The 22,455-nt window shown below is 72.5% G+C and carries 19 protein-coding genes and 1 pseudogene; 12 read left to right on the forward strand and 8 right to left on the reverse strand.

The genetic code is table 11. From position 1 onward, the window contains the following. Positions 1-77 precede the first annotated feature (77 nt). The gene (locus tag FYW99_RS25460) at positions 78-1,376 is read right to left on the reverse strand and encodes an MFS transporter (protein WP_150254569.1); all 1,299 of its coding nucleotides are present in this window, start codon (positions 1,374-1,376) and stop codon (positions 78-80) included. Positions 1,377-1,664: 288 nt separating this feature from the next. Between FYW99_RS25460 and FYW99_RS25465 the strand changes: the two are divergent. Beyond that, positions 1,665-3,178 (forward strand): annotated as a pseudogene (locus FYW99_RS25465) (PucR family transcriptional regulator). An 84-nt stretch (positions 3,179-3,262) separates the two neighbouring features. Here FYW99_RS25465 and dop read toward each other — a convergent pair. Further along, positions 3,263-4,780: a depupylase/deamidase Dop gene (dop, locus tag FYW99_RS25470; protein WP_150254570.1), complete on the reverse strand. Its 1,518-nt coding sequence runs from the start codon at positions 4,778-4,780 to the stop codon at positions 3,263-3,265. A 379-nt stretch (positions 4,781-5,159) separates the two neighbouring features. Here dop and FYW99_RS25475 point away from each other — a divergent pair, with 379 nt between their 5' ends. Beyond that, complete coding sequence (locus tag FYW99_RS25475; RefSeq protein ID WP_150254571.1) at positions 5,160-6,608, forward strand: basic amino acid/polyamine antiporter; 1,449 nt, start codon at positions 5,160-5,162, stop codon at positions 6,606-6,608. A 51-nt stretch (positions 6,609-6,659) separates the two neighbouring features. Beyond that, positions 6,660-7,919: an arginine deiminase gene (locus FYW99_RS25480; RefSeq protein ID WP_150254572.1), complete on the forward strand. Its 1,260-nt coding sequence runs from the start codon at positions 6,660-6,662 to the stop codon at positions 7,917-7,919. 175 nt (positions 7,920-8,094) lie between these two features. On the opposite strand, the gene FYW99_RS25485 is transcribed toward FYW99_RS25480, so the two are convergent. Continuing rightward, positions 8,095-8,316, reverse strand: a complete 222-nt coding sequence (locus FYW99_RS25485; protein ID WP_150254573.1) for a hypothetical protein — start codon at positions 8,314-8,316, stop codon at positions 8,095-8,097. 148 nt (positions 8,317-8,464) lie between these two features. Here FYW99_RS25485 and FYW99_RS25490 point away from each other — a divergent pair, with 148 nt between their 5' ends. Then, positions 8,465-9,073, forward strand: a complete 609-nt coding sequence (locus FYW99_RS25490) for a TetR/AcrR family transcriptional regulator (RefSeq protein WP_150254574.1) — start codon at positions 8,465-8,467, stop codon at positions 9,071-9,073. A gap of 91 nt (positions 9,074-9,164) precedes the next feature. Here the strand turns inward: FYW99_RS25490 and arc are convergent, their stop codons facing one another. After that, positions 9,165-10,934, reverse strand: a complete 1,770-nt coding sequence (arc, locus tag FYW99_RS25495; RefSeq protein WP_150254575.1) for a proteasome ATPase — start codon at positions 10,932-10,934, stop codon at positions 9,165-9,167. A gap of 341 nt (positions 10,935-11,275) precedes the next feature. Further along, complete coding sequence (locus FYW99_RS25500) at positions 11,276-12,310, reverse strand: tRNA (adenine-N1)-methyltransferase (RefSeq protein WP_150254576.1); 1,035 nt, start codon at positions 12,308-12,310, stop codon at positions 11,276-11,278. 190 nt (positions 12,311-12,500) lie between these two features. On the opposite strand from FYW99_RS25500, the gene ppgK reads away from it, so the two are divergent. Next, positions 12,501-13,280, forward strand: a complete 780-nt coding sequence (gene ppgK, locus FYW99_RS25505) for a polyphosphate--glucose phosphotransferase (RefSeq protein ID WP_150254577.1) — start codon at positions 12,501-12,503, stop codon at positions 13,278-13,280. A gap of 20 nt (positions 13,281-13,300) precedes the next feature. On the opposite strand, the gene FYW99_RS25510 is transcribed toward ppgK, so the two are convergent. Next, positions 13,301-13,711, reverse strand: coding sequence for a DUF2000 domain-containing protein (locus tag FYW99_RS25510; protein WP_150254578.1), 411 nt, complete (start codon positions 13,709-13,711; stop codon positions 13,301-13,303). Positions 13,712-13,864: 153 nt separating this feature from the next. Here FYW99_RS25510 and FYW99_RS25515 point away from each other — a divergent pair, with 153 nt between their 5' ends. Then, positions 13,865-14,767, forward strand: a complete 903-nt coding sequence (locus tag FYW99_RS25515) for an AraC family transcriptional regulator (RefSeq protein ID WP_223839565.1) — start codon at positions 13,865-13,867, stop codon at positions 14,765-14,767. On the opposite strand, the gene FYW99_RS25520 is transcribed toward FYW99_RS25515, so the two are convergent. Then, positions 14,693-15,058 (reverse strand): hypothetical protein, encoded by a 366-nt coding sequence (locus FYW99_RS25520; RefSeq protein ID WP_150254579.1) that lies wholly within the window; start codon positions 15,056-15,058, stop codon positions 14,693-14,695. The genes FYW99_RS25515 and FYW99_RS25520 overlap by 75 nt on opposite strands. A gap of 207 nt (positions 15,059-15,265) precedes the next feature. Here FYW99_RS25520 and FYW99_RS25525 point away from each other — a divergent pair, with 207 nt between their 5' ends. Together FYW99_RS25525 and FYW99_RS25530 are read left to right on the forward strand one after the other, a co-directional pair. Further along, complete coding sequence (locus FYW99_RS25525) at positions 15,266-16,570, forward strand: helix-turn-helix domain-containing protein (RefSeq protein WP_150254623.1); 1,305 nt, start codon at positions 15,266-15,268, stop codon at positions 16,568-16,570. A gap of 38 nt (positions 16,571-16,608) precedes the next feature. Continuing rightward, entirely contained in the window at positions 16,609-17,082 is a 474-nt protein-coding gene (locus tag FYW99_RS25530; RefSeq protein WP_150254580.1) for a hypothetical protein, read from the forward strand. Positions 17,083-17,254: 172 nt separating this feature from the next. Here FYW99_RS25530 and FYW99_RS25535 read toward each other — a convergent pair whose 3' ends face one another. Further along, positions 17,255-18,319 carry a site-2 protease family protein gene (locus FYW99_RS25535; RefSeq protein ID WP_150254624.1) on the reverse strand — a complete coding sequence of 355 codons (1,065 nt, stop codon included), beginning with the start codon at positions 18,317-18,319 and terminating at the stop codon, positions 17,255-17,257. A 362-nt stretch (positions 18,320-18,681) separates the two neighbouring features. Here FYW99_RS25535 and FYW99_RS25540 point away from each other — a divergent pair, with 362 nt between their 5' ends. The 4 genes from FYW99_RS25540 (at position 18,682) to FYW99_RS25555 (ending at position 22,452) form a co-directional block, all read left to right on the forward strand. Next, positions 18,682-19,503 carry a RecB family exonuclease gene (locus tag FYW99_RS25540; protein WP_150254581.1) on the forward strand — a complete coding sequence of 274 codons (822 nt, stop codon included), beginning with the start codon at positions 18,682-18,684 and terminating at the stop codon, positions 19,501-19,503. A gap of 64 nt (positions 19,504-19,567) precedes the next feature. Continuing rightward, positions 19,568-20,260: a response regulator gene (locus tag FYW99_RS25545; protein WP_150254582.1), complete on the forward strand. Its 693-nt coding sequence runs from the start codon at positions 19,568-19,570 to the stop codon at positions 20,258-20,260. A 387-nt stretch (positions 20,261-20,647) separates the two neighbouring features. Beyond that, on the forward strand, positions 20,648-22,078 hold the full coding sequence (locus tag FYW99_RS25550) for a threonine/serine exporter family protein (RefSeq protein ID WP_223839567.1): 1,431 nt from the start codon (positions 20,648-20,650) through the stop codon (positions 22,076-22,078). A gap of 185 nt (positions 22,079-22,263) precedes the next feature. Continuing rightward, positions 22,264-22,452, forward strand: a complete 189-nt coding sequence (locus tag FYW99_RS25555) for a DUF5999 family protein (RefSeq protein ID WP_017564807.1) — start codon at positions 22,264-22,266, stop codon at positions 22,450-22,452. Positions 22,453-22,455 lie beyond the last annotated feature (3 nt).

Here is a 22,455-nt window from a genome sequence, read left to right on the forward strand (position 1 = left end):
GCCGGGCCGGTCGGCCCGGCGGCGGTGCGGGGGACGCGCGGCGCCCGGGGGGCCGCGCGGCGGTCACGGGACGGGGTTCAGGCGGCGACGAGGTCGGTGTCACTGTGGCGCGGCGCCCTGGCCAGGCACAGGATGCTCACCACGGCCATGGCCATGAGCAGGCCCGCCACCGGCAGGATGCTGCCGGTCGCGGCGAGCAGGGCGGTGCACACGATCGGCGCCAGGCCGCCGAAGACCGCCCCCGCGAACTGGTAGGCGATGGAGATGCTCGTGTAGCGGGTGCGCGGCGGGTACATCTGGGCGAGCACGCGGGCGATGGGCCCGTAGACCGCGGCCATGGCCAGGCGCATCACGCACAGCATCACGAAGATCAGCACGGTGCTGCCGGTCTCCAGCACCAGGAACTGGGGAAGCGCCAGCACGATGACGCCGACCAGTCCGATGGTGACGACGCGGACGGTGCCGAAGCGGTCGCCCAGCCAGGACACGCCCAGGGTCGCGACGAGTTCGACGAACGCGGCCAGGCTCAGGCCGCTGAGGATGACCTGCTCGCTGATGCCGACCTCGGTGACGCCGTAGGCCTGGAGGAAGGTGGTGACGACGTAGTAGCCGCCGACGGCCACCGGCAGGATGCCGACGCCCAGCAGCAGCGGGCGCCAGGAGCCGCGCACGGCCTCGCGCAGCGGCAGCTCCCGCGGCTGGTCGGCGCCTTCGCGCACGGCCTCGAAGACCGGGGACTCCTCCACCTTCAGGCGGATGAACAGGCCCACCAGAACCAGCAGGACCGACGCGAGGAAGGGCAGGCGCCAGCCCCAGGTGTGGAGCAGGTCGGCGTCCCAGGCGGCGATGAGCCCGAACGAGCCCGTGGCCAGCAGCGCACCGGCCGGGTTGCCGAGTTGGGCGAAGGAGCCGTAGAAGGTCTTGCGGTTCTCGGGGGCGTGCTCGACCGCCATCAGGACGGCGCCGCCCCACTCCCCGCCCACGGCGATGCCCTGGACGAAGCGCAGCAGGACCAGCAGCGCCGGGGCGAGGAACCCCGCCTGCTCGTAGGTGGGCAGCAGACCGACGCAGAACGTGGCCGTGCCCATCATCAGCAGGGTGATGACCAGCGCGGACCTGCGGCCCAGGCGGTCACCGAAGTGGCCGAAGACCAGGCCGCCCAGCGGGCGGGCGAAGAAGCCCACCGAGAAGGTGGCGAAGGAGGCCATCAAACCGACCACCGGGTCGGTGCCGGGCGGGAAGAACAGGGTGCCGAAGACCAGGCTGGCGGCCGTGGCGTAGACGTAGAAGTCGAACCACTCGATGGTGGTGCCGACGAAGGCCGCCACGGCCGCACGCGCGGGGTGCGAGGACGTGGGGGCGGTCCGCTCTGACATGTGTACTCCGTTGCGCGTTCGGTGCGGCCCCGGACCGGGACGTCCGGTCGGCGTGCGCCGCGGGCCGGCACCGCGGACCGGCGCGGCCCCGCCGCGGCGGGGCCCGTCCGCGGTCGGCGGCCCCGCCGCTGACACGTCGCGGACGGGCGCCACCGCAGACCACAGCCGGTGGTTCGGGTGTTGTTGTGACCGTAGACACTCCGAGGTCGTCCGTGCCGGGACGGTGTGCACCACGCCAGCTGTTACACATGTGCACAGTGCACAACCCGCGAGGCAGGAGGAGGGGCGTTGGCGATCACGGTCCGCGACATCACGGCCGACCCGGACCTGGAGGTGCGGGTGGCGGCGGGGCGGTCCGGCCTGGACCGGGCGATCCGCTGGGCGCACGTGATCGAGCTGCACGACCCGGTGCGCTGGCTGCGCGGCGGGGAGCTGGTGCTGACGGTCGGGCTGGGTCTGGGCGCCGACGAGCGGGCGCGCCGCGCCTACGTGCGCCGACTACACGGGGCCGGGTGCGCCGGTTTGGGGTTGGCCATCGACATGTGGCTGCGCGAGATTCCGCCCGAGGTGCTGGAGGAGGGCGACGCCCTGGGTCTGCCGATCCTGCGGGTGGAGGGCGAGACCCCCTTCGTCGCGGTGGTGGAGGCGGTGGCCGACCGCTACGCGGCCGAGCGCACGCGCGAGCAGCACCGGGTGCTCACCGCGCAGGACGCGATGGCGCGCGCGTCGCTGCGCTCGGGCCCGGCCGGGGTGATGGGCGAGCTGTCCTCGGCCGCCTCGGGGGCGTCACTGCTGCTGGACCGCAACGGGATGACGAGCGCGGCCGTGCCCGACACCGAACCCCCCTGGCACGCGCTGGTGCGCTCGGCCCTGGCGGGGCGCCCGCGCGGGATGACGGTGCTGGCTGACGGGGAGGCGAGCGTCCTCCTCCAGACGCTGGGGCCGACCGGGCGGACGCTGGGCTGGCTGGCGCTGCGCTGCCCGTCCCCGGTGACGCCGCATGTGCGGATGCTCGCCAACCACGCGGCCTCGCTGCTGGCGGTGGGCCTGCTACACTCGCGCGACGCCCGGCGGGCGCTGTACCGCGAACGCGCCCCGGTCCTGCTCGCCGCGGTGACGGGGCGGCCCCGGGTGCCGCCGCCCCTGCCCGCCCCGCCCTGGGAGGTGGTGTGCCTGCGGGGTCCCTCCCCCGCCCGGCTGCTGGACCACGCGGCGGACGCGCTGACCGACGTGCTCGGCGACACCGACGCCGCGCGGAACGGCGGCCTGTGCGCCCTGGAGGACGTGCTGGTGGCCGTCCTGCCCGACAGCGGGAGCGCGCCCCGCCTGGGCAGGCGCCTGTTCGCGGCGCTGTCCGCCCCGGACGGGGGCCCGGTCGCGGCCGGGGCCTGCACCGCCCGGGGGCCCGACGACCTGTCCTCGGCCGTGGACCGGGCGCGCCAGGCCGCGACGCAGGGGTACCGGCACGTGGACGAGACCGACGCCTGGGCGCTGCTGCGCTCCGCGGTCCCGGCCGAGGGGCGCGCGCCTTCGACCAGGCCGTCCTGGGCAGGTTGCGCGCCCACGACGCCCGCAACGGCACGGAGCTGGCGCACACCCTGCGCCACTACCTGGACAACAGCGCCCAGGTGGAGGCGACCGCCCGGGACCTGGGGGTGCACCGCAACACCCTGCGCTCACGGCTGCGCGCGGCCGAGCGGGTCATGGGCCGCCGCCTGGACGAGCCCCGCACCCGCCTGGAGCTGTGGACCGCCCTGAGCCTGGAGCCGATGCGCTGCCGCGACGGCACCTGGCACACCTGAGGCGCCCCGCCCAGGGGGCCGGACGGGGACCGCGGGCAGGCGCACGCGGCCCCGGGGGCCGCCGGGGATCCGCCGCCCGCCGGGTCAGCGGCCCCCGGTGAGCACCGCCACCAGGTCGGCCGCGGTCGGGGAGGCGTCCAGCAGCGCTCCCACGTGCTCCCTGGTGCCCCGGCGCGGCTCCAGGGTCGGCACCCGCTGGAGCGAGTCGTAACCCGGCAGGTCGAAGATCACCGAGTCCCAGGAGGCGGCGGCCACCTCGTCGGCGTACTTGGCCAGGCAGCGCCCTCGGAAGTAGGCGCGCGTGTCCTCCGGCGGCTCGGTGACCGCCCGGTCCACCTGCGGCTCCTCCAGCAGGCGCTTCATCCGGCCGCGCGCCACCAGCCGGTTGTAGATGCCCTTGTCCGCCCGCACGTCGGAGTACTGGAGGTCCACCAGTTGCAGGCGCGGGTGCGACCACTCCAGGGAGTCCCGGGACCGGTAGCCCTCCAGCACCTTGAGCTTGGCCACCCAGTCCAGCTCGTCGGCCAGGCTCATCGGGTCGGCGCCCAGCCGGTTGAGCACCGACTCCCAGCGGTCCAGGACGTCGGCGGTGTCGGGGTCCACGTCGGTGCCGAAGCGGTCCTCCACGTACTTGCGGGCCTGGTCCAGGTACTCGCACTGGAGCTCCAGCGCGGTCATCCGCCGCCCGTCGCGCAGCCGCACCCGGTGGGTGAGGCCGGGGTCGTGCGAGACCTCCCGGAGGTCGGCCACCGGGGTCTCCAGGGACAGGTCCACGCTCAGGAACCCGTCCTCGATCATCGACAGCACCAGCGCCGTCGTCCCCAGCTTGAGGTAGGTGGAGACCTCGCTCATGTTGGCGTCGCCGATGATGACGTGCAGCCGCCGGTACTGGTCGGGGTCGGCGTGCGGCTCGTCCCTGGTGTTGATGATGGGGCGCTTGAGGGTGGTCTCCAGCCCCACCTCGACCTCGAAGAAGTCGGCGCGCTGGGAGATCTGGAACCCGCTGCCCTGCCCGTCGGAGCCGATGCCGACCTTGCCCGCCCCGCACACCACCTGGCGGGAGACGAAGAAGGGGATCAGGTGCCGGACGATGTCGCCGAACGGCGTCGACCGGTGCATCAGGTAGTTCTCGTGGCAGCCGTAGGAGGCGCCCTTGTTGTCGGTGTTGTTCTTGTACAGCTGGATCGGCTCGATGCCCGGGGTGGCCCCCGCCCGCGCGGCGGCGTCGGCCATCACCCGCTCCCCCGCCTTGTCCCACAGCACCGCGTCGCGCGGGTTGGTGACCTCGGGCGCCGAGTACTCGGGGTGGGCGTGGTCCACGTACAGGCGGGCACCGTTGGTGAGGATGACGTTGGCCAGGCCCAGGTCCTCGTCGGTGAGCTGCGTGGGATCGGCGACCTCACGTGCCAGGTCGAAGCCGCGCGCGTCGCGCAGCGGGTTCTCCTCCTCGAAGTCCCAGCGGGCACGCCGCGCCCGGGCCGCCGAGGCGGCCAGATAGGCGTTGACCACCTGGGTGGAGGTGACCATCGCGTTGGCCCCGGGGTTGCCTGGTACGGAGATCCCGTACTCGGTCTCGATACCCATAATCCGCCGCACACTCATGGTGAGAGGTTATCCACCGGGGCGCGGTCTTGAACGCTTCCGCGCCAATTGTGGCCCAAGTGCCGTGTTCGGCGGCGTTGCGCGGGACGGCGGCGCGCCGCCCCCTCGCGGGTCACGGCGCACGACGGCTTCCACGGCCCCCTGGAAGCACGGCGAAGAACGCCGGGGGCGCACGCCCCCTCCCCGAACGGCACCGGGGTCTGCGCGGGGCACGTCGCCTCGACCGGGCGGGCCGGGCGGCGGAACACGCCGAACCTCCCGAGAGGGCTTCGGAAGAGTTCACTCCGAACATAGATTGTCACTCCAAGCAATCACTCCACCACCCTCGGAGAGGCCGTGCCGTGGGACGGGGCCACGGACGACCGCGGAGGCGGACACCATGACCGGGAACGGGCAGACCGGGACCGCACCGGCCGCCGCCAAACTGAGCCTCCTGACCATGACCGCGATGGTCGTCGGTTCGATGGTGGGGGCCGGCGTCTTCTCGCTGCCCGCGAGGTTCGCCGGGGAGACCGGGGTCGTCGGCGCGCTGATCGCCTGGTCGATCGCCGGTACCGGCATGCTGATGCTCGCCTTCGTCTTCCAGATGCTGGCCGTGCGCCGCCCCGACCTGGACGCCGGCGTATACGCCTACGCCAAGGCGGGCTTCGGCGAGTACCTCGGCTTCTTCTCGGCGTTCGGCTACTGGGCCAGCGCCTGCGTCGGCAACGTGACCTACTGGGTGCTGATCATGTCGACGATCGGCGCCCTCGCACCACCCCTGGGCGACGGAGACACGGTCCTGGCGGTGGCACTGTCCTCGGTCGGCCTGTGGGCGTTCTTCCTCCTCGTACGACGGGGGATCAAGGAGGCCGCCTCGATCAACCGGATCGTGACGGTCGCCAAGATCGTCCCCATCCTCGTCTTCGTCCTCCTGGCGCTGTTCTACTTCGACCCGGGGGTCTTCGCGGAGAACCTCGGCGGCGCCGGCCACACCGGTTCACTGTTCGAACAGGTCCGAGGGACCATGCTGGTGACGGTGTTCGTGTTCCTGGGGGTCGAGGGCGCCAGCGTCTACTCCCGCCACGCCAGACGGCGCGAGGACGTGGGCCGCGCGACCGTCCTGGGCTTCCTCAGCGTCTTCGCCGTCTTCGCCTCGGTCACCGTCGTGTCGTACGGCATCATGCCGATGAGCGAGATCGCCGAGCTGCGCCAGCCCTCGATGGGCGGTGTCCTGGAGCGCGCGGTCGGCCCCTGGGGTGTGGCGTTCGTCAGCGTCGGCCTGATCGTCTCGGTGCTCGGCGCCTACCTGGCCTGGACCCTGATGGCGGCCGAGGTGCTGTTCGTCGCGGCCAAGGACGACGACATGCCGCGCTTCCTACGCCGTTCCAGCGCTTCCGACGTCCCGGTTCCCGCCCTGCTGATGACCACGTCCCTGTCCCAGGTCGTCCTGGTCGTCACCCTGTTCTCCGACGACGCGTTCGACTTCGCCCTCAACCTGACCAGCTCGCTCACCCTGATCCCCTTCCTGCTCGCGGCGGTGTTCGCGGTCAGGGTCGCGGCGGGAGCCGACCCGGAGGCCGTCCGCGGAGGAGGTCCCGTCCGCCTGGGCCTGGTGATCGCGGTGCTCGCCACGGTCTACACGGCGTTCCTGCTGTACGCGGCCGGGCCGAAGTACCTGCTGGTGTCCCTCATCATCTACGCGCCGGCCACGCTGCTGTTCGTCAAGGCCCGGAGGGAGCAGCGCAGACGACTCTTCTCCCCGGGTGAACTCGCCGTGTGCGCCCTCTCCGTCGTCGGGGCCGCGGCCGGCGTGACCGCCCTGGCGGCCGGCTGGATCAGTCTGTGACCCGCGGCCGCGCCAGGTCACCGGAAACAACTCACCAGGGGGAGAACCACCATGGCCGACACCACCGCGACCGCGCCCGTGCACGGCGTCCACTCCGAGGTCGGCAGACTACGCAGGGTCCTGGTCTGCGCCCCCGGGCTCGCCCACCGCCGCCTCACCCCGACCAACGCCGACGACCTGCTCTTCGACGACGTGATGTGGGTGGACAGCGCCCAGCGCCACCACGCCGGGTTCACGGACGTGTTGCGCTCCCGGGGCGTCGAGGTCGTCGAACTGCACGACCTCCTCGCCGAGACCATGGCGGTACCGGGCGCCCGCTCCTGGCTCCTGGACCACAAGATCACCGCCAACCAGGTCGGCACCGGACTGATGGACGACACGCGCGCGTTCCTGGAGACGCTCGCCCCCCGGCGCCTCGCCGAGTTCCTGATCGGCGGCCTGGCCTCCACCGACCTGCCGGAGGAGTTCCGGTCCGGCTACCTCGCGCTCGCCCGCGAGTCGACGGGGGCCCGCGAGTACCTCATGCCTCCCCTGCCGAACACCCTCTACACACGGGACACGACCTGTTGGCTGTACGGCGGGGTGACGCTCAACCCGCTGTACTGGCCCGCCCGCCACGACGAGACCCTGCTCATGCGGACCGTCTACCGGTTCCACCCCGACTTCGCCGGGGACACCGTGTGGTGGGGAGAGGCCGAACAGGACTGGGGCAGGGCGACCCTGGAGGGCGGCGACGTCATGCCGGTCGGCAACGGAGTCGTGCTCATGGGCATGAGCGAGCGCACCTCACGGCAGGCGATCACCCAGGTGGCGGCGGCGCTGTTCGAGAACGGCGCGGCTGAGCGGGTGATCGTCGCGGGCATGCCCAAGCTGAGGTCCGCGATGCACCTCGACACCGTCCTGACCTTCGTCGACCGCGACGCCGTCACCCTCTATCCGCGCATCATGGACGCCGTCCACACGCTGTCCCTGTGGCCGAGCGACCGCGCCCCGGGCATCGAGGTCGCCGACGAGGGGGGCCGCGCGTTCACGGACGTGGTCGCCGAGGCTCTGGGCCTGCGGGAGCTGCGGGTCATCGAGACCGGCGGCGACGCCTACGCCTCGGAGCGTCAGCAGTGGGACAGCGCCAACAACGCCGTCGCCCTGGAGCCGGGCGTGGTCGTCACCTACGACCGCAACACGCAGACCAACGCCCTGCTGCGCCGGGCCGGTGTCGAGGTCATTCCCATCGTCGGCGCCGAACTGGGCCGTGGGCGCGGTGGCGGGCACTGCATGACCTGCCCCCTCGTGCGCGACCCCGTGGACCTGTGAGCCGCCTTCGGCTCCACGGCCGTGGAGCCGTGGGGCACCGGCTCTCCCCGGTGTACCCGGACGGGTGGGACGCCGCCGGGGAGCCGGTCGGCACCGGTTCGCCCTCACCGCGCGGGAGCACCTTCCCGGCCCGTGGAACGGAGGGCCGGGGGGCCGCGCCGCCCCCGGCGTCCGCTCACCTGGTGTGCCCGGACCTCCTGGCCCTTCCCGCACCCCACCCGGCCAGGACGACGCCGAGGACCGCCATCGCCGCATAGCAGGCGAGCCACACCGCGAAGCCTCCGGGCACCTGGTGGAGGATCCCTGCCTCACCGTGGTCGACCAGCAGCCGGATCCCTCCCTGCGCCCCCAGGACCAGCATCACCAGGCCCGCGACCAGGCACGCCACATACGCCATCGTTGTTCCTCCCTCCGGCCCGCGCGGAGTCGGAACCGGGGCATCCCACGCGCGTCTCTTTATGGTTCGATCGAACCATAACACGGTTTTGGTACGATCGCACCACAAAAACGCGCCCGCTGTGGCCGCGACCCCGAGGAGACCCGCCATGCCCCGACAGGTGGACCACGACCTGCGCCGCCGACAGATCGCCCAGGCGGTGTGGCGCCTGGCCACCCGGGGCGGACTCGAACACGTCACGCTGCGCCAGGTCGCCACCGAGGCCGAGGTCTCCCCCCGGCTGTTGCAGTACTACTTCGGCACCCGCGACCGCTTGCTGCTGGGCGCGCTGGAGATCCTCAACGCCGAAGCCGAACAGCGGGCCGGGCAACGCCTGGCCGAGCTGGGCGAGGCCCCCGGTATGCGCGCGCTCGTGCGCGGGGTGCTGTGGGAGCTGCTCCCCCTGGACGAGGAGCGCCGCAACCGGCACCTGGTGTACGCCGCCTACTTCATCCCCTTCGTCACCGACCCCGCCCTGACGGCCGCGGCCCGCGACGCGCCCCGCGCCCTGGAGGGCCTCGTGGCCGGTCTGCTCGACCGGGGCCGACAGACCGGTGAGGTACCGCCGGAGGTCGACGCCGAGGCCGAGAGCGCCTTCCTGGTGGCCGGCGCCACGGGCCTACAGACCAGCGTCCTGCTCGGTCGGCACAGCCCCGAGCAGGCCGTGGAGCTGATCGAGCACCGACTCGACGGCGTGTTCGCGCCCGCACCCGACTGAACAGCACCCACGGGGACCGGAGACAACCGGCACGGGAAGGGGCCGACCGGAAAGTCCGGTCGGCCCCTCAAGGCGCTCTCAGAGTGGGTTGTTACAGGTACTGGCCGGTGTTGGGCACCGTGTCGATGCTCCGACCGGAGTCCGCGCCCTTCTTGCCCGTCACCAGGGTCCGGATGTAGACGATGCGCTCGCCCTTCTTTCCGGAGATGCGCGCCCAGTCGTCGGGGTTGGTGGTGTTGGGCAGGTCCTCGTTCTCGCTGAACTCGTCGACGCAGGCCTGCATCAGGTGCGAGACCCGGATGCCCTTGGACTGCTGGTCGATGAAGTCCTTGATGGCCATCTTCTTGGCCCGGGAGACGATGTTCTCGATCATCGCGCCGGAGTTGAAGTCCTTGAAGTACAGGACCTCCTTGTCACCGTTGGCGTAGGTGACCTCCAGGAAGCGGTTCTCCTCGCCCTCGGTGTACATGCGCTCCACGACCCGCTGGATCATGGCGTCCACCGTGGCCCTGGCCGAGCCGCCGTGCTCGACGAGGTCCTCGTCGTGCAGCGGCAGGTCCGTGGTGATGTACTTGCCGAAGATGTCGCGGGCCGCCTCGGCGTCGGGCCGCTCGATCTTGATCTTGACGTCCAGGCGGCCGGGCCGCAGGATCGCCGGGTCGATCATGTCCTCGCGGTTGGAGGCGCCGATGACGATGACGTTCTCCAGGCCCTCCACACCGTCGATCTCGCTCAGGAGCTGGGGCACGATCGTGTTCTCCACGTCGGAGGACACACCCGAGCCGCGGGTGCGGAAGATCGAGTCCATCTCGTCGAAGAAGACGATGACCGGGGTGCCCTCGGAGGCCTTCTCCCGTGCGCGCTGGAAGACCAGGCGGATGTGCCGCTCGGTCTCGCCCACGTACTTGTTGAGCAGCTCGGGGCCCTTGATGTTGAGGAAGAAGCTCTTGCCGACGTCGCGGCCGGTGCGCTCGGCGACCTGCTTGGCCAGCGAGTTGGCGACCGCCTTGGCGATGAGCGTCTTACCGCATCCGGGAGGGCCGTAGAGCAGCACGCCCTTGGGCGGGCGCAGCTGGTGCTCGTAGAAGAGCTCCTTGTACAGGTAGGGCAGCTCGACCGCGTCGCGGATCATCTCGATCTGCCCGGAGAGGCCGCCGATGTCGGTGTAGGAGATGTCGGGGACCTCTTCGAGGATGAGCTCCTCGACCTCGGACTTGGGGATGCGCTCGTAGACGTACCCCGACCGCGGCTCCAGCAGCAGCGAGTCGCCGGGGCGGATCGCCTCGTCGCGCAGCGGCTCGGCCAGGCGGACGATCCGTTCCTCGTCGTGGTGGGAGATCACCAGGGCGCGCTCGCCGTCCTCGAGGATCTCCTTGAGCATGACGACCTCGCCGACGGTCTCGAAGGACTCCACCTCGACGACGTTGAAGGCCTCGTTGAGCATGACCTCCTGGCCGGGGCGCAGGTTGTCCAGATCGACCGAGGGGCTGACGTTGACCCGCATCTTGCGGCCGTTGGTGAAGATCTCGACCGTTTCGTCCTCGCGTGAACCGAGGTAGACGCCGAAGCCCGACGGCGGCTGGGCCAGCCGGTCGACCTCCTCCTTGAGCGCCACGATCTGCTCGCGCGCCTCCTTCAAAGTGGAGACGAGCCGTTCGTTCTGGCCGTTGGCAGCGGCGAGACTGGCCTGTGCCTCCCTCAGCCGCTCCTCCAGCAGGCGTACATGCCGGGGCGAATCGGCGAGCTTGCGCCGAACCACGCTGAGTTCCTTTTCCATGTAGGAGACCTGGGCCGTGAGTTCTTCGACTTCACGGTCCCGGTCGCTCTGACGCTCGTCGTCGCGCTCAGCCACGTCCGCCACCTCCCTATGAGGAACTACATCGGAGCCTACCTACCCTCGCCCTATTCCTAACCTCCCAGGGCCGGAGAGTGTCGTAGGCCTCATTTCCAGGTCTTGCGTCATCACAGGTCAGAGTGCTACCGGATGACCCGACGTAATGAGAACGTAACCTCTGGGTCCGGGCGCGGGCAAGGAATCCGCCCCTCCTGGCGATCCCTCCCCACCCACGTCAGCGGGCCCTCCCCGGACACGCCGAAGCCCGCCCGGACGGGTCCCCGTGGGGACCGCGCCGAAGACGCACGGTGAGGAGATCAGGGGCGGCGTGCGGCGTGTGCGGGCGGGCTCGGGCGAGGGTCCGTGAATCAGTCGCGGGCGTCGTCCCCCGGAGCCTGCGGGCCGGAGGCGTCGACCGCCCCGCCGGTGTCCCCGTCACCGCGGGGCGCCTCGGGGACCGCCGCGTCGGTGGCCAGCGCCCTGACCTCCTCGGCCGGGGTGCCCTGCGCTTCGGCCGCGCGCCGGTCCTGCTCGCGCGCGGCGGTGAAGTCCTTGCCGTAGGCGCCCTTGGCCGGACGGCGGCGGCGCTCGGGGGCCTCGGCCCCGTCGGCCAGGCGGCGCGCGACCACCAGGAAGCCGGTGTGCCCGATCATGCGGTGGTCCGGACGAACAGCCAGGCCCTCCACGTGCCAGGTGCGCAGCATGGTCTCCCACGAGCGCGGCTCGTAGAAGCGCGGGTCCTCGCGCAGCTGCTCCACCACGCGCGACAGCTGGGTGGTGGTGGCGACGTAGCAGCACACCAGACCACCCGGGATGAGGGCGCCGGCGACCGCGTCCAGGCACTCCCAGGGCGCGAGCATGTCCAGGAAGACGCGGTCGACGTCGGTCTCGTCCAGCTCCTCCACCAGGTCGCCGACGGTGAGCTTCCAGGCCGGGTGCGGGCCGCCGTGGAACCTCTCCACGTTCTTGCGGGCGATCTCGGCGAAGTCGGCGCGGCGCTCGTAGGAGTGCACCATGCCGCCCTCACCGACCGCGCGCAGCAGCCAGTTGGACATGGCCCCCGAGCCCGCCCCGGCCTCCACCACGCGCGCGCCGGGGAAGATGTCAGCCTCCACGAGCACCTGGGCGGCGTCCTTGGGGTAGACGATGGTGGCGCCCCGCTTCATCGACAGGGTGTAGTCGATCAGCAGGGGGCGCAGCGCCACGTAGGCCGTGCCGGTGTTGGAGCGCACCACACTGCCCTCGGGCTGTCCGATGAGGTCGTCGTGGTCGACCTTGCCCTTGTGGGAGTGGAAGGCGGCGCCCTCTCGCAGAGTGATGGTGTGCATGCGACCCTTGGGGTCGGTCAACTGCACGGTGTCGCCGTCGGTGAAGGGGCCGCGGCGGCCATGGATACCGGTCAACGTCGCTCTCGTCTTCCCACGTCGCTATTGGTTGGCAGGGCGATCGCCCAGGGTATCGGCCCCCCGGTACCGCGGCGAACGGGCGCGGTGCGCCCGCACGTGCGAAAATCCCGCCCCCAGGGCAGTATTCAGCCTGACGGGCCCCTGACCGCGCCCGACCATCCACGAGGACCACGGGAGAAGACAACCCATGTCACAGCTGACCACGGGGCTGGGAATCGACATCGGCGGCAGCGGGATCAAGGGCGCGCCGGTCGACCTGACCACAGGCGAGTTCCTCAAGGAGCGGACGAAGGTCCTCACCCCCGACCGCTCCGACCCCGAGGCGGTGGTCGAGATCGTGCACGGGATCGCCGAGCACTTCCCCGAGGCCGCGGGGATGCCCCTGGGCGTGACCTTCCCGGGCGTGGTGCAGGGGGGCGTGGTGCGCACCGCGGCCAACCTGGACAAGAGCTGGATCGACACCGACGCGCGGGCGCTGTTCGCCGAGGCCACCGGCCGACCGGTGCGCGTGCTCAACGACGCCGACGCCGCCGCCGTGGCGGAGACCCGCTACGGCGCCGCCAAGGGCGTGCCGGGGGTGGTGCTGCTGACCACCCTGGGCACGGGGATCGGCACCGCCCTGGTGGTGGACGGGCGCCTGGTGCCCAACACCGAGTTCGGACACCTGGAGATCGACGGCCACGACGCCGAGACGCGGGCCTCCTCGGGTGCCAAGGAGCGCGAGGAGCTGTCCTACCGCGAGTGGGCGACCGAGCGGCTGCACCGCTACTACCGCGTCGTGGAGGACCTGCTGTGGCCGGACCTGATCGTGGTCGGCGGCGGGGTCAGCCGCAAGGCGGACAAGTTCCTGCCGCTGCTGGACATCCGCACGCCCGTCGTGGCCGCCTCGCTGCTCAACACGGCCGGGATCGTCGGCGCCGCCCTGGCCGCCGCCGAGTCCGAGGAGACCGGGCCCGAGGCTGTCTGAGGCGACCCGGGCGAGCGCTCCTAGGGGTGCGGCCGCAGCCCCCTGACCACCTTGTCCACGTCCGCTCTGGGCCCGTACACGGCCACACCCACCAGGTCCAGGTCCGCGGCGGCCACCCCGCGCACGGCGGCCCGGTTGTCGTCGTCGTTGCCGGTGGCGAACAGCTGCTCGGTGTACAGCGCGGTGGCCAGGCCCCGGGAGCGGGCGCGCTCCAGTGTGCGGGCCAGGGTGCGCGCGTCCGCCCCGTAGACCAGCACGGGTTCGCGGAACATCGCGAGGTAGGTGTTGCCCGAGGCGTCCTCGTAGGGCTTGCCGACGGAGTCGGGGCGCGCGTGCGCGACGCCGCTGCTGAGGAAGGCCGTCACGTTGAGCTTCTGCCAGGGGGCCAGGTCCTCGCGAACGGCCACGGCGATCTTGGTGTCGAAACGCATGGGTGTGAGGATGGCGCGGACGCGGCCCCGCCGTCTTGGACGCTGGTGCGCACGGGTACCGCCGGTTCTGGCGTCGTGGCCTCTCCGGGCGGTCGACCGGACGCCGGTGCGCGCGGGTACCGCCGGGAGCCGCGGGCGTCCGACAATGGAGGCGTGAGAGGGGACTGGGCCAGGTACTGGCGTTCGCCCGAGCGACCGCTGGAGGCGATGCACGCGCACTTCGAGCGGCACGCCTACCACCGGCACAGCCACGACGCGTACTCGTTCGGGGTGACGGAGTCGGGCGTGCAGGCGTTCAACTGCCGGGGCGGCGCGCACGCGAGCGTGTCCGGGATGGTGCTGGCGTTCAACCCGGACGACCCGCACGACGGGCACGCCGGGGCCGAGCCGGGGTTCACCTACCGGATCGTGCACATCGGGCCGGAACTGGTGCGGGAGGTACTCGCCGACGCCGCCGAGTGCCGGACCGGGCTGCCGCTGTTCGCCGACCCGGTGGTGGGGGACCCCCGGCTGGCCCGGGCGCTGCTGGGGCTGCACTCGGCGCTGTGGCGGGGAAGCCCCCGCTTGGCCGTGGACGAGGCCCTGCGCGGCGCGGTGGTGGCGATGACGGACCGCGGAGCGGTCGGGCGGCCGGCGGTGGCGCGGGTGTCGGACCCGGACGCGGCGCGTGTGGCGGCCCGGGTGGAGGCGGTGCTGCGCGAGCGGTTCACCGAGGACGTGGGAGCCGGGGAGCTGGCCGCGGCGGCGGGACGGAGCCGGTTCGCGGTCTACCGGGCCTTTCGCGCGGTGCGGGGGATGGCGCCCAGCGAGTACCAGCGGCAGCTGCGGCTGCGGCGGGCCCGGGACCTGATCGCGGCGGGGGCACCGCTGTCGGAGGCCTCCGCGCGGTCGGGTTTCGCCGACCAGAGCCACCTGACGCGGTGGTTCGGCCGCTCCTACGGCATCACGCCGGGGGCGTTCCGCGCGGCGGACCGCTCGTGCTCAGCCCTCGCTGACGGACATGGACAGGGCGACCACGATCCGCCGCGCGGCGGCGGCGGTGTGCGCGACCGGTGAGATGGGCACGCCCGCCAGTGCCGTGGGCAGCCCGTCCTGGAGCGGCCAGCGCATCCACCACCACAGGCCCCCGCGGTGGGGCCGCAGCAGGGCGCGCTGGGGCCGGGTGCTGGGACCGGCGTCCACCGCCCCGCACAACCCGTCCTCACGGACCTCCACCCCGCGTGAGCGCAGCTCGGCGGCCAGCCCGCGCAGGGCGAGCTCCGTCAGCTCCACGCGGTTCACCGGCTCGGCCGTGCCCGGGTCACGCCTCAGGCTCGGACTCCCCGTCGGCGGGGTCTCAACGGTCAACGGGACTCCCCTCCCTTCCCAGACACCTCTGGGACCAACGACTCTTGCACTCTGCCGTATCCGGAGGCGAAACGGCCGGTCCTATGCGGATCACGCATACGGACTTCTTTCTTACACATAGCCACCGGCTGCGCCCCGAGTCCCTAACCTAAGCTCATGCCCCAACCAGACGGCGTTCTTCCACCGGACCTGTGGACACGTCCCCGCATGGCGGGTGCCCTGGCCACCTGTGACATGGCGACGGTCATCGAGGGCGTGCGCGCGGCGCACGGCTGGTCCCAGGGTGACCTCGCCCGCGCGATCGACTACTCCCAGAGCTGGGTCTCGCGCGTGGTCAACGGCCAGCAGTCGCTGACCATCAGCCAGGTACACGACCTCGCCCGACGCCTGGGCATCCCGCTGCACCTGCTGCGCTTCGGCGGCGCCGCACCCCAGGCCCGTCCCGCCGAGAAGGGGGTGGACACCACGAGGCGCCGCGACTTCGGACGCGCGGTGGCCGCGGGAGCCCTACTCACCGCCACCACCGTCACCACAGGCGCCACGGGCGCCACGGGCGCCACCAGTGCGGCTCCGGCCCCGGTGGCGCCAGGCCCGTGCCCCGGCACCGTCAACGAGACGACCGCGCCCTCGCTGCGCGCCATCACCGGCGGCCAGCGCCGCATGGACGCCACCTCCCCCTCCCGCCACCTGCTGCCCAGCGCTGTGGCGCACGTGCATCTGGCCGAGCAGATGCGTGGGCACTCGCACGGGACACCGTTCCACGGCGAGCTGAGCGCCGCGGCCAGCGAGGCCTCCGGCTTCGCCGCCTGGCTGCACGCGGACCGGGGCGACATGGGATCGGCCAGGGCGCACTACCGCACCGCGGTCATGCGCGCTCGCCAGGCGGACATGCGCCTGCTCGACGTGTACATGCTGGGCTCCCTGGCGGCCTTCGAGACCGACACCGCCGAGGACCACCACCTGGGCCTGGGGCTGGTCCAGGAGGCCGAACACGTCCTGGGCCCCGCCGCCCACCCCACCGCGCGCGCCTGGCTCGCCTGCGTGGGTGCGCTCGCGCACGCCGGGAACGGGGACGGCGCGGCCGCCGCGCGCGCCCTGGGCCAGGCGGAGCGGGAGGTGGCCCGCTCCGCCAACACCGACCCGCCCTGGCCGTGGGTGTTCGCCTTCGACGAGGCCAAGGTCGCCGGCTACCGCGCCCGGGTGGGCGTGCGGCTGCGCCAGCCGAACGACGCCCGCCGGGCCTTCGCCGAGGCGTTCGCGCCCAACAGCGCCAACCCCAAGCAGTCCGCGGTCCTCCAGGTGGAACTGGCCTCGGCGCACGCCGAGGCGGGGGACGTGGACGAGGCCTTCCGCCTGGTCCACGAGGCACTGACCACGGGCGTCCGCTACGAGTCCGAGCGGGTCATCGGCCGGGTCCGGGCCTTTCGCCGCCAGCACTCGGGAACGCGGGCGCGCTGCGTGGCCGACCTGGACGACCGGCTTCTGTCCCTGGTGAGCGGCATCACCGCTTGAGGGTAGAAAAGCCGCGAAGCGATCATCAGGGAGGTTTCGTGATCCACATCGGAGTCACCGGTCACCGCGACCTGGCCCCCGACGTGCGACGCACCGTCACCGCGCTGCTCACCGCCCACCTGGAACCCTACGGCTGCGAGATGGTGGGCCTGTCCTGCCTGGCCGACGGCGCCGACGCCGTCTTCGCCGAGGCCGTCGTCGCGGCCGGAGCCCCGCTGGAGGCGGTCATTCCCGCATCCGGCTACCGCGAGGCGCTGCCCGAGGAACACCACCCCGTCTACGACCGCCTCCTGCGACAGGCCGTCCTCGTGCACACACTGCCCTACACCGAGTCCACGCCCGAGGCCCACCTGGAGGCCGGAAGGCTGCTCGTACGGCGCTGCGACCAGCTGGTGGCCGTCTGGGACGGCCAGCCCGCGCGCGGCCCCGGCGGCACCGCCGACGTGGTGGCCTACGCGCGCTCGCTCTTTCGCCCGGTCTCGGTGCTGTGGCCCGAGGGCGCCCGCCGCTGACCCCGGCGGCACCCGCCACCCACGCCGCACACCTTCCAACCGTGCCGCGAAGGAGAAGGTTGGCACCCGCGCACACCGCCCAGCGTTCCCGGTCCGGCGTCCGCCACCCGTGCGGCGCGCCCCCACCGCGAAGGAGAGAGCGGCCCCACCGGCACCGTCGGCCTCAGCCGGTTCAGCGTCCGCCCGAGACCACCGCGTTGACGTCCGCGGCCCTGAGCACCCCGCGCACCCCACCGCCCTCATCCACCACCACATACTCCGGCAGTGGATGACCCGTCAGCGCCCGCAGCAACTCCTCACCCTCCAGCCCCACCGGCACCAGAGAATGCTCGGTCACCGCCCGGGACACGCTCGACACCGGCACCCACGCACGGCGCTCCGGCTCGATCGCCCCGGCCGCCGCCGGGTGCACCACCGCCGAGGGAGCGCCCCGGGCGTCGGTCACCACGACCTCCACCGCCTCCGCCTCCCGGGCCCGGCGCTCGGCCTCGGCCAGCGGCGTGTCGGCCAGCACCGTCACCGAGGACCGGGCCAGATCGCGGGCACGCAGACGCGGGATGCGCTCGCGCACCCGGGCGGCGCGCAGCGCGTCGGAGGCGCCCATCCACATGAAACCGCCCAGGACGAAGCCCCACACCACGCTCCACGGGCTGAGCCGTCCGCCCGCCCACCACGTGATCAGGAACGGCAGCGCCACCACCAGCAGGGCCAGCACCCGGCCGCCCCAGGCGGCGGCCACACTCCCCGCGAAGGGCCTGCCCGTCACCTTCCACACCCCGGCGCGCAGCAGCCGCCCACCGTCCAGCGGAAGACCCGGCAGCAGGTTGAACGCGCCCACCAGAAGGTTGGCGATCCACAGCTGGAACAGCAGCTCACCCACCACGGTGCGCGGCTCGGTGAACAGGTACAGGCCGAACCCGCCCGCCGCCAGCAGCAGGGAGAACAGCGGCCCGGCGAACGCGATCCAGAACTCCCGGCCCGGTGTGGGCGCCTCGCGCTCGATCTCGGAGACCCCGCCCAGCACGTACAGCACGATGCGCCGGACCGGCAGGCCGTACATGCGCGCGACCACCGCGTGCGCCAGCTCGTGCACCAGCACGGAGGCGTAGAGCAGGACGGCGAAGACGAAGGCCAGCAGGTAGGCGGTGGGCCCCAGCGCCAGGCGGCCCTGGACGACACCGCCGTAGACCAGGGTGATCAGCGCCGCGACGATCAGCCAGGAGGAGGTCACGTACACGGGGATGCCGAAGGGGCGGCCGATCAGTAACCCCGGTCTGGCGGAACGGTCGCGGGGCTTGGGCGCGGATGGGTCACTACCGGTCGTCACACCCCCAGACTACGGCTCGCCCGCCGTGGCCGGACGGCGCCCACGACCCGGCCCCGCCGCTCCGGACCGCCCGGTTGTCCACAGGCCCGCTCCGCCCGTGGCGCGCCGCCGGGACGCCGGTGTTTCCTGGATACAGGGGGCCCACAGGGCCGGTCGGCACCGTGCTGCCCGGATTCGGGTCCGCCGCCCGCACCCGCTTCTCCACGGACCGCTTTCCACAGGCCGCCTTCCTCACCTCGCACCCTGTCGCGACCTTCTCATAGGCTCAAACCATGACCACCGCGCTCCTTCCGTCCGCCCTCTCCCCCTCCCGGGCCTCCGACTTCCTCCAGTGCCCGCTGCTGTTCCGCTTCCGCACCATCGACCGCCTGCCCGAGGCGCCCAGCGCGGCGGCCCTGCGCGGCACCCTCGTCCACGCCTGCCTGGAGCGCCTGTACGAGCTGCCCGCCGAGTCGCGCAACCCGCGCAACGCCGTCGGCCTCGTCGACCCCCAGTGGAAGAAGCTGCGCGAGAAGAAGCCCGAGCTGGACGAGCTGTTCGCCGACGACGCCGAGCGCGACACCTGGCTGGAGTCCGCCCGCGACCTGGTCCGCCGCTACTTCGACCTGGAGAACCCCACCGCCCTGGAGCCCCGCGACCGCGAGATGCGCATGGACGTGTCCCTGCCCACCGGCCTGCGGCTGCGCGGCTACGTGGACCGCATCGACGTCACCCCCTCCGGCCAGATCCGGATCGTGGACTACAAGACCGGCAAGTCGCCCGCCCCCCGCTTCGAGGACAAGGCCCGGTTCCAGATCTTCTTCTACGCGGTGATGATCTGGCGCGACCTCGGCGTCGTCCCCACCCGCCTCCAGCTCGTCTACCTGGGCGGCGACGGCGCGGTGCGCTGGTACGACCCCACCGAGGACGAACTGCGGGCCGCGGAGTCCGAGATCGCCGACATCTGGGCGCGGATCGAGGCGGCCGGACGCGCAGGGGTGTGGGAGCCCAAGAAGAGCAAACTCTGCGACTGGTGCGAGCACCAGGCGCTGTGCCCGGCGTTCGGCGGCACCCCGCCGCCCCTGCCCGCACCGGCGGACCGCCTACGCGGGTGACCCCGACCGCCCCGTCCCCCGGCTTCGGATCCGGCCGCCACCGGGATACGGCACAATTCCCCCTGTGCCCGTCTCAGTACTGCTGGTCGACGACCAGCCCCTCGTCCGCGCCGGTTTCCGCATGATCCTGGAGTCCGCCCCGCACCTCTCCGTGGTGGGGGAGGCCTCCGACGGCCGTGAGGCGGTCCGCTCGACCCGCAGCCTGCTGCCCGACGTGGTCCTCATGGACGTGCGCATGCCCGGCATGGGCGGGATCGAGGCCACCCGGCAGATCGTGTCGTGGGCGCGGCCCCTGGGCCACCGGGTGCGGGTCCTGGCACTGACCACCTTCGACCTGGACGAGTACGCCGTCGAGGTGCTGCGCGCGGGCGCCTCCGGGTTCCTGCTCAAGGACGCCCCGCCCGCCGAACTCGTGTCGGCCGTCGAGATGGTCGCGGACGGGGCGGCGGCCATCTCCCCCACGGTGCTCAACCGCCTGCTCGACCGCTTCGCCCCGCTCCTGCCCTCCGCCTCCCCCGGCACCGCACCCGCCGGGAACACCCTGACCACCCGCGAACACGAGGTCCTGCGCCTGCTCGCGCGCGGGTGGTCCAACGCCGAGATCGCCGCCCACCTGGTGCTGGGCGAGACGACCGTCAAGTCCCACGTCGGCAACATCCTCACCAAGCTGGAACTGCGCGACCGGGTCCAGGCCGTGGTCTACGCCTACGAGCACGGGCTGGTCCGGCCCGGTGAAAGCGACGGCGGCTCCGGCTGACGCCTCCGGCCCGCGCGCCGAGGAAACCGGGCCACCAGGTCCGCGGTCCCCTGCCCGCGGCACGCATACCAGGCCACCCGGTTCGCGGTCCCGCCCCCGCCGGCACGCGAACCCGGCGCGCGGCGTGAGGCCCGGGCCCGCCGGGGCCGCGGCCCGATCCGGCGCGACCCCCGACCTCCCGCACACGGGCCCCGGGCACGGCGCCGAAGACCCCGGCGCGTCGCTGTCGACGGGCCCCCGGCCTTGAAAGGATGATCCGGTGATCGAACTCACCGGCCACGAACCCCGTTCCGGGCGAACCCCACCCTCCGGGACCGCGTCCCCTCATGGGTTGTCCACAGCGCGCCGGTCACCACGGGTACAGGCGGGGAGGAGACGGAGACAGGGATGCCAAGCAAGCGGGAGCGCCCCGTGCCCCCGAGCGAGGACCGCCTGCTCAGCAGGATGCGGGACTGGCGGGAGGCGCACGAGCGGGAGCTGACCCCGGACGGCTTCGACGAGACCGAGGACGTCAACCTCCCCGACGCCCGAGCCATCGACCTGGTGCTGCGGGTGGGCGAGCTGATGCTCGCCAGCGGAGAGGGCACCGAGGCCGTCAGCGAGGCGATGCTCAGCCTCTCGGTCGCCTTCGACCTGCCCCGCTCGGAGGTCTCGGTCACCTTCACCACCATCACCCTGTCCACCCACCCCGGGGGCGAGCACCCCCCGATCACCGGCGAACGGGTGGTGCGCCGCCGCACCCTGGACTACTTCCGCGTCAACGAACTGCACACCCTGGTGCAGCAGTGCGCGCTCGGCCTGCTCGAACTGGAGGACGCCACCGCCCGGCTGACCCAGATCAGGCGCGCCCGCATGCCCTACCCCAACTGGCTCATCGCGATCGGGTTCGGCCTCATCGCCTCCAGCGCGAGCCTCATGGTGGGCGGCGGCCTGATCGTGGCGACCGCGGCCTTCCTGGCCACCGTCATGGGCGACCGCACGTCGGTGTTCCTGGCCAAGCGGGGCGTCGCGGAGTTCTACCAGATGGCGGGGGCCGCGGTGGTGGCCGCCACGATCGGCGTGGCGCTGCTGTGGGCCAGCACCACGCTGAACCTCGGCCTCCAGGCCGGGGCGATCATCACCGGCAACATCATGGCCCTGCTGCCCGGCCGCCCGCTGGTCTCCAGCCTCCAGGACGGCATCAGCGGCACCTACGTGTCGGCGGCGGCACGCCTGCTGGAGACCTTCTTCATCCTGGGCGCGATCGTGTCCGGCGTGGGCGCGGTCGCCTACACCGCGCAGCGCCTGGGCGTGAACATCGACCTGGAGGACCTCCCCTCCGCGGGCACCTCGATGGAGATCCCCGTGCTGATCGGCGCGGCGGGAATCGCGGTGGCCTTCGCGATCTCGCTCGCCGTGCCGCCCCGGATGCTGCCGATGATCGGCGTGCTCGGCGTGATGATCTGGGTGATCTACGCGAGCATGCGCGACCTGCTGTTCGTGCCCGCGGTGGTGGGCACGGTCGCGGGCGCGGTCGCGGTGGGCGTGGTGGGCCACTGGCTGGCGCGGCGCACGCGCAGACCGGTGCTGCCGTACCTGGTCCCGTCGATCGCCCCGCTGCTGCCGGGCAGCATCCTGTACCGGGGCCTGATCGAGATCACGCAGGGCGACCCCTCCGCCGGGCTGCTCAGCCTCGCGGAGGCGGTCACCGTGGGCCTGGCTCTGGGCGCGGGGGTCAACCTCGGCGGTGAGCTGGTCAGGGCCTTCCAGCACGGCGGACTGGCCGGTGCGGGGATGCGCAGCCGCCCGGCGGCACGCCGGACACGCGGCGGGTACTGAGTTCCTTGTGGCCGGGGCCGGACAGAACAGAACCATTGCTGGCCTGGGGGTATCTCACCCCCTGAGAGCGGACGGCAGCAGCAGGGCAAACACATCCGGACCAAACCGCAACAAGCATGTGATGTGAACCACTACTCTTGGCGTCAGCTCAACGACGAGCACCTCTGGACCGAAAGGCCTGTCCCATGTGCAGCCACGAACCTGCCTGCCCGTCCTTCGAGGACACCGACCGTGAGGCGGCCCGGGTCGTCTCCAGCCACCCCGAACAGGGCTGGAGCCTGCTCTGCAACGGCGTCGTCCTTTTCGACGACACCGGTGAGCTGCTCCCCGACGGGGTGGTCGTCGCCCCGCACCGGCCCCGCGTCGCCGCCTGACGC

The organism is Nocardiopsis deserti (genome assembly GCF_008638355.1).
GTDB classification, from domain to species: Bacteria; Actinomycetota; Actinomycetes; order Streptosporangiales; family Streptosporangiaceae; genus Nocardiopsis; species Nocardiopsis alborubida.